At 70.6% G+C, this 12,115-nt stretch carries 10 protein-coding genes; 2 read left to right on the top strand and 8 right to left on the bottom strand.

Annotation, left to right across the window (positions count from 1 at the left end; all coding sequences use genetic code 11):
• Positions 1-4: 4 nt before the first annotated feature.
• From ACZ4YL_RS07555 to ACZ4YL_RS07525, 7 genes are all read right to left on the bottom strand, one after another.
• Positions 5-1,192 carry a YncE family protein gene (locus tag ACZ4YL_RS07555; protein ID WP_468114493.1) on the bottom strand — a complete coding sequence of 396 codons (1,188 nt, stop codon included), beginning with the start codon at positions 1,190-1,192 and terminating at the stop codon, positions 5-7.
• Positions 1,189-2,001: a polysaccharide deacetylase family protein gene (locus ACZ4YL_RS07550; protein ID WP_468114491.1), complete on the bottom strand. Its 813-nt coding sequence runs from the start codon at positions 1,999-2,001 to the stop codon at positions 1,189-1,191. The genes ACZ4YL_RS07555 and ACZ4YL_RS07550 overlap by 4 nt, the downstream gene beginning before the upstream one ends.
• A 414-nt stretch (positions 2,002-2,415) precedes the next feature.
• The gene (locus tag ACZ4YL_RS07545) at positions 2,416-2,928 is read right to left on the bottom strand and encodes an ATP-binding protein (protein WP_301366375.1); all 513 of its coding nucleotides are present in this window, start codon (positions 2,926-2,928) and stop codon (positions 2,416-2,418) included.
• A gap of 255 nt (positions 2,929-3,183) precedes the next feature.
• Positions 3,184-3,951, bottom strand: coding sequence for an enoyl-CoA hydratase/isomerase family protein (locus ACZ4YL_RS07540; protein WP_030009108.1), 768 nt, complete (start codon positions 3,949-3,951; stop codon positions 3,184-3,186).
• 83 nt (positions 3,952-4,034) lie between these two features.
• Complete coding sequence (locus tag ACZ4YL_RS07535) at positions 4,035-5,261, bottom strand: L,D-transpeptidase (protein WP_382537676.1); 1,227 nt, start codon at positions 5,259-5,261, stop codon at positions 4,035-4,037.
• A 196-nt stretch (positions 5,262-5,457) separates the two neighbouring features.
• Positions 5,458-6,642 (bottom strand): MSCRAMM family protein, encoded by a 1,185-nt coding sequence (locus ACZ4YL_RS07530; RefSeq protein WP_468114489.1) that lies wholly within the window; start codon positions 6,640-6,642, stop codon positions 5,458-5,460.
• 335 nt (positions 6,643-6,977) lie between these two features.
• The gene (locus ACZ4YL_RS07525) at positions 6,978-8,165 is read right to left on the bottom strand and encodes a L,D-transpeptidase (protein ID WP_468114487.1); all 1,188 of its coding nucleotides are present in this window, start codon (positions 8,163-8,165) and stop codon (positions 6,978-6,980) included.
• Between the two features lie 215 nt (positions 8,166-8,380).
• Here ACZ4YL_RS07525 and glgX point away from each other — a divergent pair, with 215 nt between their 5' ends.
• On the top strand, positions 8,381-10,690 hold the full coding sequence (glgX, locus tag ACZ4YL_RS07520; protein WP_468114485.1) for a glycogen debranching protein GlgX: 2,310 nt from the start codon (positions 8,381-8,383) through the stop codon (positions 10,688-10,690).
• 115 nt (positions 10,691-10,805) lie between these two features.
• Positions 10,806-11,528: a CDP-alcohol phosphatidyltransferase family protein gene (locus tag ACZ4YL_RS07515; protein ID WP_468114483.1), complete on the top strand. Its 723-nt coding sequence runs from the start codon at positions 10,806-10,808 to the stop codon at positions 11,526-11,528.
• On the opposite strand, the gene ACZ4YL_RS07510 is transcribed toward ACZ4YL_RS07515, so the two are convergent.
• On the bottom strand, positions 11,509-11,997 hold the full coding sequence (locus ACZ4YL_RS07510) for an FAD synthase family protein (RefSeq protein WP_109781589.1): 489 nt from the start codon (positions 11,995-11,997) through the stop codon (positions 11,509-11,511). The genes ACZ4YL_RS07515 and ACZ4YL_RS07510 overlap by 20 nt on opposite strands.
• Positions 11,998-12,115: the final 118 nt, after the last annotated feature.

The raw sequence follows: 12,115 nt of genomic DNA, 5'->3' as shown, positions 1-12,115 counted from the left end.
GGGCCTAGCGGAAGATGCCGGTGTGGCCGAGGGAGTAGCGGCCGGGCTGCGGGTACACGGCGAGTCCGTGCGGTCCGCCGCCCACCGGGATCCGGGCGATCTGCTTGCCGGTCTGCGTGTCGAGCGCGTAGACCTCGGAGTTGTAACGGCCCGACAGCCACAGCACCTTGCCGTCGGCGGAGACCCCGCCCATGTCGGGGCTGCCGCCGTCCGGCAGCGTCCACTTCTTGGTGAGCTTGTTCTCGGGGAAGTTGAAGACCGAGACGGTGCCCTCACCCCGGTTGGAGACGTACATCTCCTTGGAGTCGCGGCTCACGTAGAGGCCGTGGCAGCCCTTCCCGGTGGGCAGCAGTTTGGGGGTCTCGAACTTGTCCCCGCTGAGTACCCACATGCCGTGCGCCATCATGTCCGCGACGTAGAAGGTCTTCCCGTCCGGGGAGACCTTGACGTCCTGCGGCATCGCACCCTCGAACGGCAGCTTCTGCTGGCCGACGACCTCCATGCGCTCGGTGTCGACCTTGAGGAGTTCGCCGGAGAACTCGCAGCTCACGATGAAGTAGCGCCCGTCGGCGGAGAAGTCCGCGTGGTTGACCCCGTAGCAGGTCACGGGCACCGTCTTCACCCGGTCCATCGTGTGCGGGTCGCGGAAGACCAGCTCCTTGTCCATCGAGGCCATGACGATGGCGTACTTGCCGTTCGGCGTGAAGTACAGGTTGTACGGGTCGTGCACCTCGACCGGCTTTCCGGCCTCGCCGGTGGCCGGGTTGATCGGGGTGAGGGTGTGACCGCGGTTGTTGTTGACCCACAGGGTCTTCAGGTCCCAGGAGGGGACCACGTGCTGGGGCTGGACCCCGACCGGGATGGTGTCGATGACCCGGTAGGTCGTCGGGTCGATGACGGACACCGTGTTGGAGTTGGTGTTCGGCACGTAGACGCGGGACGGGAAGTCCTTGACCACGGGGGAGAGCTTGTTCGGCCGGTCCGCCGCGTAGACGTCGTTCGGATCGAGCACGGGCGGCATGCCGGGCAGACCGGGCGGGGCGGCCGGCGCCGCCTTGACGGGCTTGGCCGGGCCCTTGGTGCCGAGCGCCTCGGCGGGTTCCTTGCCGGCTGATCCGCAGCCGGCCAGGGCAGCGAGGACCAGACCTGCCAGCAGCACGCCGGCAGTCCGGGGAAGGCGGGTGGTCGTCATGGGGTCAGCAGCTCCGTGGTGGTCACCGCGCGCAGTTCGCGGCGCGCGAGTTCTTCGAGGAGGGGAGGCATCGCGTCGACCGTGTCCGCGTAGCCGAAGTGCAGGCTCACCACCGATCCGGGCCGGATCGTCCCGGTGACGGTGCGGATGACGGCCGCGGCACCGGGCGAGGTGAAGTCGAGGGAGTCCACGTCGTACGAGAGGACGTGCGGGTAGCCCGCCCGCTGGGCCAGTTTCTGGACGAGGGGGGTCGCGTACTGGGTCTGGGAGGGCCGGAACCAGGTACCGATGGAGCCGGTGAGCCGCTTGAGCCGCTGGGCGCAGCCGGTGATCTCGGCGTAGGCCTCCGCCTCGGGCATGCCGTTGATCGCGAGGTGGCGCTGGGTGTGGTTGCCGAGCTCGTGACCGCCGTCGAGGATGCGCCGGGCCAGCTCCGGGTGTGCGTCGAGCCAGGATCCGATGGCCAGTACGGTGACCCGCGCGCCCCCCTTCTCGGCCGCGGCCAGCACCGCCCGGGCGATGGCGGGGTCCCCGTTGCCGTGGAAGGTGAGGGCGACACGGGGGCGGTCGCGCGGACCGTGACCGATCTCGACGGGCTGCCCGGCGAACCGGCGCGGGGCGGCGGCCGGGGCCGCCTGTGCCGGGCGGGCCGGCCGGGCCGGACCCGGCGGCGGCCCGGAGGGCGCGGTGGCGGGCCGACCCGGTCCGCAGGCGGCGGTCAGGCCGGCCGCGGCGGAGCCGGCCGTCCCGAGAGCGGCCGCGCGCAGGGCCGCACGCAGGGCCGCGCGGCGGCCTGGTTGTGAGAGCACCTGCCCATTTAAGAGGTGGATGACCCAGAAGATAACGATTGACCCAATTCAGGACGGTCGCCCAAAGGGGCCAAGCGGGTGGTCGGGTCGCTATGTGATCAACGATTTACACAGAGCAGTCGATATTTATTCATGGATTACGAGGTGAGTGGCTCACCTCACCTAGGATTTAGCTAGAAAGTCTTACTATTTGCCCACTTATGTCCAAGTAGGGACTTTTGGCGTTCGGGCCCTCGTCTGCCATAGTCGGAACCACGACTTCCCATTGACCCGAGCGAAGTCGCCACGCCGAGGATCACACCCCCTTAGATCCTCGGCGCACCCATGAAGCCCCCACACCGCCCCACTCGGCGCACGGGGGCTTCAGGCGTTCCGGGGGGGGCAGGCGTTCCGGGGGGCAGGCGCTCCGGGTCGTCAGGCGTTCTGGCGGTCGGCGACCCGCATCTCGAACCAGGTGATCTTCCCGCGCGGCAGCAGGTCCGCGCCCCAGCGGTCGGACAGCTTGTCGACGAGGAAGAGACCCCGGCCGGTGGTGTCCATCTCGTGGACCGGCATCAGGCAGGGCAGTCCGCGCGAGGGATCGCGCACCTCCACCCGGATCCAGCCGCGGCGCCGCAGCATGCGTAAGCCGAAGGAGCGGGCCCCGGTGTGCCGGACCGCGTTGCCCACGAGCTCCGAGACCAGCAGGACGGCATGCTCGGCGATCTGCGGCGAGAGGCCCCAGAGGCGGACCACCACGCACTGGGTGAGCCGGCGCGCGGTGCTCGCCGACTCCGGCATGGACGGCAGCGTCACTTCGGCCTCGGCCGGATTTCCGTACAACTCCAGCGCTTTGAGACCCTGTTCGTCCTCAACAGCCGCCGTGAGCCGTACCGCCGAAGCGCTGCCGCGCTGCCGCGGCTGTTCCACACCCTCCAGGCCCGCCATGCACCCATCATGGACGGCCGACCCGCCCTCCCGGGCCGTTCCACGGGAAAACACCCCCCGGATTCAACAACTCCAAGGGGGTGTTCTGTCATATGCGGCAGGCAATCGGAGGGCCTCGGCGCATACCTTGACCTGCGGTGACACGCCGCACGGAAGTGATCACAGCGAGTGGATCACTCATTCTCCTTAAGGCTGCCTTAAGGCCTGGCTAATCCACCCACAGGGAGGACCGGGGTCCTCGGCCCAGGCTTCGGCTCAGACGAACTTCGCCTTGCCCGGGCCCTCTTCGACGAAACTGCGCATCCCGCGCTCGCGGTCCTCGGTGGCGAACAGGCCCGCGAACCAGTTGCGTTCGATGGTGAGACCGGTGTCGATGTCGGCCTCCAGACCCGCGTCCACGCACTCCTTGGCGGCGCGCAGCGCGATCGCCGGACCCTGCGCCAGCTTGGCGGCCCAGGCGTGCGCCTGCTCGTACACCTCGGCGGCGGGCACCACCCGGTCGACCAGGCCGAGGGTCAGCGCCTCGTCGGCCTTGACCATGCGCCCGGTGAAGATCAGGTCCTTGGCCTTGGACGGTCCGATCAGCCGGGACAGCCGCTGGGTGCCGCCCGCGCCCGGGATCAGGCCGAGCAGGATCTCGGGCTGGCCGAGCTTGGCGTTGTCGGCGGCGATCCGGTAGTCGGCGCACAGCGCGAGCTCGCACCCGCCGCCCAGCGCGTAGCCGGTGATGGCCGCGACGACGGGCTTGGGGATACGGGCGACGGCGGTGAAGGCGTCCTGGAGCGCGCGGGACCGGGCGACCATCGCCGCGTGGTCCATCGTCTGCATCTCCTTGATGTCCGCGCCCGCCGCGAACACCTTCTCGCCGCCGTAGATGATGACCGCGCGCACGTCCGCCCGGTCGGTCGCCTCCACCGCGAGCTCGCGCAGCCGGTCCTGGGTGGCGATGTCCAGGGCGTTCATGGGCGGCCGGTCCAGGCGGATGGTGCCGACGCCTTCGGAGACTTCGAGAGAGAGGGTCATACGGGCCAGGTTAGCGCCGGTTAACGCGAAGTGGCCCGGTGCTGTGGGTCACAGCACCGGGCCCTCACCGCGTAGGCGGCGTACTACTTGATCCACTCCGCCCACGGCATGTTCCAGCCGTTGAGGCCGTTGTCCGGGGCGATCTGCTTGTCCTTCGAGTTCTTCACGACGACCACGTCGCCGATCAGCGACTCGTTGAAGAACCAGGCCGCCGGGGCGTCGGGGTCGCCGCCGCCGCGCTCGTCACGCAGGCCCACGCAGCCGTGGCTGACGTTCGCCGAGCCGAAGGTGCCGGAGGAGGCCCAGTAGTTGCCGTGGACGAAGGTGCCGGAGTTCGACAGGCGCATGGCGTGCGGGACGTCGGCGATGTCGTACTCGCCGCCGAAGCCGACGGTCGCGCCGTTCATCCGGGTCACCTTGTACTTCTCGCTGATGACCATCTGACCGTTGTACGTGGTCGTCGACGGGGCGCCCGCGGTGATCGGGACGTTCTTGAACACCTGGCCGTCACGGACGACCTCCATCTGCTTGGTGCTCGCGTCGACCGTGGAGACCTGCGAGCGGCCGACGGTGAAGGTGACCGTACGGGTCTGCTTGCCGTAGACGCCGGGGCGGCCTTCGACCCCGTCGAGGGCGAGCTTCACGGTGACCTTGGTGCCCGCGGCCCAGTAGTTCTCGGGGCGGAAGTCGAGGCGGTCGTTGCCGAACCAGTGGCCCTCGACCTGGACGGCCGGCTCGGCGGTGACCGTGATGGCCTTCTCGACGGCCTCCGGGTTGGTGATGCCCCGGGTGAAGTTGATCGAGACCGGCATGCCCACGCCGACGGTGGCGCCGTCCTCGGGCGTGTAGTGGCCCACGAAGGTGTTCGTCGGGGTCAGGGTGGTGAAGGTGGTGTCCTTGGCGGACTCCCGGCCGGCCTCGTCCTTGGCGACCGCGTGCACCTTGTACTCGGTGGCGGAGGCCAGGTGGCGGGCCGGCTCCCAGCTCGCGCCGTCGTCGGCGAGCTTGCCCTCGACCGCGTTGCCCTTGGTGTCCGCCACGGTCACCGTGCTGAGCTTGCCGCCCGTGCTCGATATCTTCAGGACGCCGCTGGTCGCGACCTCCTTCGCCCCGTCGTCGGGCTTGACGCTGACGACCGCCTTGGAGGCCTCGGTACCGGTCTTGCCGCCACCCCCGGCGTTGTCGCCACCGCTGCCGCCGCCGTTACCACCGCCACTGCCACTGCACGCGGTGGTGAACAGCAGGGCCGCCCCCAGCAGAAGGGCCGGCAGGCCGGTGCGGGCGCGGCCGCGTATCGGCTGCAGGTTCACTCGTGTTCTCCCCATGTCCCCCGCGCGCGGACTGTCGCGCGCTTGTTGACAGGTAATCACAGGGAGAGATCACGATGAGCCACGGTCTTGTCACCGTTCCGTCCCAACTGCCCGGAGAAGTGCCGCGGCGGCCGCCCCCGTGACCGGGGGCAGTGTAGGTGATCAGGCCAATCCCGAGGGGGCGGCCGCCGAGGAGTCAGGCCCGGGGGCCCTTGGAGTGCTTGGAGTGCTTCGGGTGCTTGGAGTGCTGGGGGTGCTTCGGGTGCTTGCCCTTCCCGTGGTCACCCTTCGGGTGCTTCGGCTGCTTCGGGTGCTTGCCCTTGCCGTGGTCACCCTTCGGGTGCTTGGGGTGCTTGCCCTTCCCGTGGTCGTTCTTGCCGTGGTCGACCGGCTTGTTCCGCAGCGTGACCACGACGCGCCGGCCGGGGGTGCCGATGTCGAGGCGCAGCGGGCCCGTGACCCGGTCGGCGGGCAGTACGTAGCCAGTGGGGACCGCCGTCTCGACCAGGTGGTACCAGCCCTCGGGGAGCGGGCCGAAGGTGCAGACGCCGGTCCGGTCGGTGGTGCAGCCCGGGGCGACCCGGCGGTCGGCGTTGCTGCCGCGCGTCTGCAGGCCCGGGGTGTTGTTGGTCTCCTGCCACAGCTCGAAGACCGCGCCGCGCAGCGGCTGCTTGGTCCGGGCGTCCTGCTTCACGACCCGGATCGAGCCCTCGTACTCCTCGCTCACCGGGATGTTCGCGACGTCGACGACGATGCCGTCCGCCACGTCACCCCGGTCCAGGTCGAACCGGGTGGCCGGGTCGGCCGGGGTCTCGTACCCGACGGGGGCGGCGGTCTCCCTCCAGTAGTACGTGTGCCCGATCGGCAGCTCCACCGTGCAGGTGCCCCGGGTGTCCGTCACGCAGGCCCCGTCGAGACGGGTGTCGCCGCCCGCCGGGTCCGTCTGGAGGCCGGTGGAGCCATTGCTCTCCCGCCAGAGCTCGAACTGCGCGCCCGACAGCGGGAGGCCGGTGGCCCGGTCGGTCTTGCGCAGCACCACCTGGGCTGCGTCCGGCGGCTCGGGGGTGCGCCGGTTGCCGGCCTCGTACCGGACCCCGGCCGAGGCGTTCGCGGCGGTGAGGGTCAGCTCATGGACGGATTCGTCCAGGTCGTAGCCGGGCGGCGCCCCGGTCTCGCGCCAGTAGTACGTGCCGGGTTCGCTGGTCCGCTCACAGATGCCGGAGGCCGGCGTCGTGCACTCGGCGACGAGGGTGTCGGCGCCCGGAGCGGTGTCCTGCAGGCCGTCCCTCCCGTTCGTCTCCCGCCACAGTTCGAACCGTGCCTCCTGCAGCGCCGCGCCCGTCCCCGCGTCCCGCTTGAGCACCGAGACCGTGCCGGTCACCGGGGCCGGGCCGCCACACTCGGGCAGATCGCCGTTGAAGGGGTAGGAGTGGAACTCCTGACCGCCGCCCCCGGTCGTGCTGCTGCCATGGGTGACGGAGCCGGTGGTGAAGAAGCGCCCGTTGATGCCGGGCAGGGTGACGGTGGTCTCCGAGGACTGCTGCCCTGATGTGCCCTGACAGGCTCGGGGCAGGCTTCGGCGGGGCGCGGCGGGGACACTCTGCGCTACGGCATTTCGATCACAGTGATCACCCTCCCGGGCGGGGCCGCCCGAGGGGGTGTCTCGTCGATCAGGCCGGGCTCGCGGCGCGATCGGCAAGACACCCCCTGGCGTGCTCAGGCGATGGCGGAGCCGGCGACCCAGTCCGCCCAGGACATGTTCCAGCCGCCCAGCCCGTTGTCCGGGGCGACCGTCTTGTCCTGCGAGTTCACGACCTGCACCACGTCCCCGACGAGGGTCCGGTCGAAGAACCAGCCGGCCGGGGTGTCGGAGCCGCCGCCCTTGTCGTCGCGCAGGCCCACGCAGCCGTGGCTCACGTTGGTGGTGCCGAAGGTGTCGGGGCTGGACCAGTAGTTCCCGTGCAGGAAGGTTCCGGAGGAGGTGAGCCGCATGGCGTGCGGGACGTCGGGGATGTCGTACTCGCCGCCGAAGCCGACGGTCTGACCGTTCATGCGGGTGACGTCGAACATCTCCATCACCACCATCTTGCCGTTGTAGGTGGTGGTCTTGGGCGCCCCGGCACTGATCGGCACGGTCGACACCAGCTGCCCGGCCCGGCGGACCTCCATGGTGTGCTCGGCCGCGTCCACGGTGGAGATCTGGGACCGGCCGACGGTGAAGCTGACGGTCTTGTCCTGGATGCCGTACACGCCGGGCGCGCCTTCGATGTCGCGCAGGTCCATCTTCATGGTGACCTTGGTGCCGGACTTCCAGTACTCCTTGGGCCGGAAGTCGAGCCGCTCCCGCCCGAACCAGTGGCCGACGACCTGTACGCCCGGGTCGGAGGTGACGGAAATGGCCCGCTCCACTTCGGCGCGGCGCTCGATCGCCTGGCTGAACCGGAAGGAGACGATCATGCCGGTGCCGACGGTCGAGCGGTTCTCGGGCTTGAAGTAGCCGATGAACCGCTCCTCGGGAACGAAGGTGGTGAAGGTGGTGTGGCGGGCCTGGCGGCGGTCGTGCCCATCGAGGGCGACGGCGTCCACGGTGTACTTGGCCGCGAGCGCAAGCCGTCCGGACGCGGGGTCGGGGCTCCAGCTGAGCCCGTCGTCGGCGATGGCGCCGGGGACCTGTTCCTGCTGCGCGTCCTCCACCTTGGTGACGACGACCCGCTCCAGGCGGCCCTCGGGCACGGTGACCGACAGCCGTCCGTCCGCGGGGACCCCCTTCGCGTTGTCGTCGGGGGTGATGCGGATGGCCTCGTCCGGCGAGCGGGGTTTGCCGGGCAGCTGGATCTCGACCGGGGCCTTGCCGTCCTGGGTGCATCCGGCCAGGCCGCCCAGCAGGCCCGCCCATGCCGCCACGGCGGCCAATCCCGCCCCTGCCCGCCTCGTCAGAAGTGTCACGATCCCTCCAACGACCGGGCGCTGCGGGGGAAACGTGAGCGCGGGCCACGTTCCGGGCAGAACTGTCCGGGCAGAACAGTGTGAAGGACCAGACGGGGGCGGGCCCAGGCCGGGACGCCGGGGCCGCACTCTCCCCTACCCCCGCCGGTACCCAGGAGCCGTGGAGGCGGGCAGTGTCGAGCGCAGCCGAGCAGGAGGCGGTGGAAGCCGTCAGCAATGCCGCGGAAGCGGTGCGGAGCGGCCGGGCCGCGCCCGTACCGCAGATCGACGGCCGACTGAAGGAGCGGCCGAACGGCCAGGTCAGGGGCCAGGTGTTACGGGTGCACGCGCGCCCGGGGGCGCCGGTGTGGCCGGGGTCCTCGCATCCGCTGGGGGCCCGGTTCCATCACGGTCCCGACGGGACCGCGGGCACCAATTTCGCCCTGTGGGCGCAGGGCGCGGAGGCGGTGGAGGTGTGTCTCTTCGACGAGGCCGGCGCCGAGACCCGCTGCACCCTGACGGAGCACACGCACGAGATCTGGCACGGGTTCGTGCCGGGCGTACGCCCCGGGCAGCGGTACGGATTCCGGGTGCACGGCCGATGGGATCCCTGGACGGGCGCCCGCTACAACCCGGCGAAGCTGCTCCTGGACCCGTACGCGCGGGCCGTGGACGGGGACTTCACCCTGCCCCCGGAGGTGTACGCGCACGTCCGGGACTGGCCGCAGCAGTACATCGCGGACACCGTGCGCGACGACCGGGACTCCGCGCCGTTCGTCCCGAAGGGCGTGGTCGTCCACGACGACGACAACTGGGCGGACGACGTCCGGCCGAAGACCCCGTGGGCCGATTCGGTGATCTACGAGCTGCACGTGCGCGGCTTCACGATGCGCCATCCGGGTATTCCCGAGGAACTGCGCGGCACCTACGCGGGCCTGGCCCACCCGGCGGCGATCGAGCACCTGGCGGGGCTGGGGGTGACGGCGGTCGAGCTGCTGCCGGTGCACCAGTTCGCGCACGAGGACCATCTGCTGCGCCGGGGGCTGCGCAACTACTGGGGCTACAACTCGGTCGGCTACTTCGCCCCGCACGCGGCGTACTCGGCGAGCGGTACGGCCGGGCAGCAGGTCGGGGAGTTCAAGCGGATGGTCCGGGCCCTGCACGCGGCCGGGATCGAGGTCATCCTCGACGTGGTCTACAACCACACGGCGGAGGCGGGCGAGCTGGGCCCGACGCTGTCGCTGCGCGGGATCGACAACCGGGGCTACTACCGGCTCCAGTCCGACCAGCGGCGGTACTCCGACTACACGGGCTGCGGGAACACCCTGCACGCGGGGCGCCCGCACGTGCTGCGGCTGATCACCGACTCGCTGCGCTACTGGGTCACCGAGATGGGAGTGGACGGCTTCCGCTTCGACCTGGCGGCGGCGCTGGCCCGGTCGATGCACGACGTGGACATGCTGTCGCCGTTCCTCGCGGTGATCGCCCAGGACCCGGTGCTGCGGCGGGTGAAACTGATCGCCGAGCCGTGGGACGTGGGCTCGGGCGGCTACCAGGTGGGGGCGTTCCCGCCGCTGTGGACGGAGTGGAACGACCGTTACCGGGACGCCGTACGGGACTTCTGGCGGGGTGCGCTGCCCGACGTACGGGATCTCGGCTACCGGCTGTCGGGCTCCAGCGACCTGTACGCGTGGGGCGGGCGGCGGCCGTACGCCTCGGTGAACTTCGTGACCGCGCACGACGGTTTCACCTTGCGCGACCTGGTGTCGTACGAGCGCAAGCACAACGAGGCGAACGGGGAGGCGAACCGGGACGGGACGAATGACAACCGGTCGTGGAACTGCGGGGCGGAGGGCGAGAGCGACGACACCCGGATCGGCGTGCTGCGCCGCCGCCAGCTGCGCAACCTGCTCACCACGCTGCTGCTGTCCACGGGCGTGCCGATGCTGGTGGCCGGGGACGAGTTCGGGCGGACGCAGCACGGCAACAACAACGCGTACTGCCAGGACAACGAGACGGGCTGGGTGGACTGGTCGCTGCTGGAGGATCCGGCCTGGCAGTCGCTCTTCGCCCTGGCCTCCCGGCTGATCGCGCTGCGCCACGCCCATCCGGTGCTGCGGCGGCGGGCGTTCTTCTCCGGGCGTTCGCAGGGCGCGGACGGGCTGCGGGACCTGGCCTGGTTCACCCCGGCGGGCGCGGAGATGACGGAGCGGGACTGGTACGCGCCGGCCTCCTCGCTGGGGATGTACCTGTCGGGGCGGGACATCCCGGGCCGTGACGAGCGGGGCCGGCAGGTGACGGACGACAGCTTCCTCGCCCTGCTGCACACCGGGGACCGGCCGGTGGAATGGGCCTTGCCGGGGGCCCCCTGGGCGGAGGTGTACGAGGTCGTCCTGGACACCTCCCTGGAGGACCAGTCCGATCCTCCCCGGACCCGGCACCGCGGCGGGCAGGCCCTGACGGTCCCGGCGCGGTCGGTGCTGCTGCTGAGGGTGGTGAGCTGAACGGCGGACCGGCCCGGTCCGTGCTGCTGGTTCCGGACGTACCCGACATCCGGAACCAGCTCCCTCGTTCGTACTGCGATGATGTGTTCGACATCGTCTCGGAGGGGGTCCCTGCATGGGCAGAGTCACGACCGCGCTGCAGGAACTGCGCGGGGCGCAGAAGTCGGCGAAGGGGGTGTCGCTCTACTCCCGGTTCGTCAACCGGCCCGCCGGGCGGTACCTGGCCGCCGGTTCGTACGCGCTGGGGCTCACCCCGAACCAGGTGACGCTGATCAGTGCCGCCTTCAGCTTCGCCGCCGTGGCCGCGGTCGCACTGTCCGCCCCCTCGTGGGGGCTGGGGATCGCGGTGTGGGCCGCCCTCGCCGTCGGTTTCGCCTTCGACTCCGCCGACGGGCAGCTCGCCCGGCTGCGCGGCGGCGGCAGCGCGGCCGGCGAATGGCTCGACCACGTCGTGGACGCCGCCAAGCTCACCGCCCTGCACTCCTGCGTGCTGATCGCTTTCTACCGCTTCCCCGACGCGTACGGGACGGGCGCGGACGGCTGGCTTCTGGTGCCGCTGGGCTTCCAGTTCGCCGCGGTGGTGACCTTCTTCGGTGGGCTGCTGACCGAGAAGCTGAAGCCCAAGCCGGCCCCCGGCAGCCCGGCGGCCGCGCCGTCGACCGCGCGCGCGGTGGCCCTGCTGCCCGTGGACTACGGGGTGTTCTGCCTGGTGTTCCTGCTGCTCGGCGGCGGGAAGCTGTTCGTCTGGGCGTACGCGGGACTGGGCGTGGTCGCCGCGCTGTTCCTGCTGGCGTTCCTCGCGAAGTGGTTCCGGGAGCTCAGCGCCGTTCGCCGGTGACCTGGCCCGGCGCCTGGGCCGGTTCCGCGAGCGCGTCCAGTGCCCGGCGCAGCTGGGTGCTGGACGTGTGCACGGTGTAGGGGAAGTACACGACGTCCACGCCGTGGGCGGCGAAGTCCTTCTCCAGCCGGTCGCCCTTGGGCGTGCCGCGCCAGTCGTCGCCCTTGAAGATGACGTCGAAGCGGACCTGCTTCCAGGTCTCCACCTTGTCGGGGACCGTCTCGACGAAGGCGGCGTCGACGTACTTCACGCTGCGCACGATCTCCAGCCGCTCGACGAGCGGAATCATCGGGCGGCGCCCCTTGGCGAGCTCGGCCATCTCGTCCGAGACCACTCCGGCGACCAGGTAGTCGCACTGACTCCGGGCGTGCCGAAGGATGTTGAGATGCCCGATGTGGAACAGATCGTAGGCGCCGGGCGCGTAGCCGACTCGATACGGCCTGCGCGCAGGCGCAGCAAGGTCGGACATGTCGCGCTCCGTCATCATTTACCCCCAGCAGCCACACCCCCCGGTGTAGCGGATTAGCAGACAATAGCGTGCACGTTCCGCACCGCGCGGGTGAACGAATAGGGTGACGTGCGCATCA

Source organism: Streptomyces sp. NPDC030021, assembly GCF_055574035.1.
Note: the sequence above shows the minus strand (reverse complement) of the source record. Positions and strands in the feature narration are given on the sequence as shown.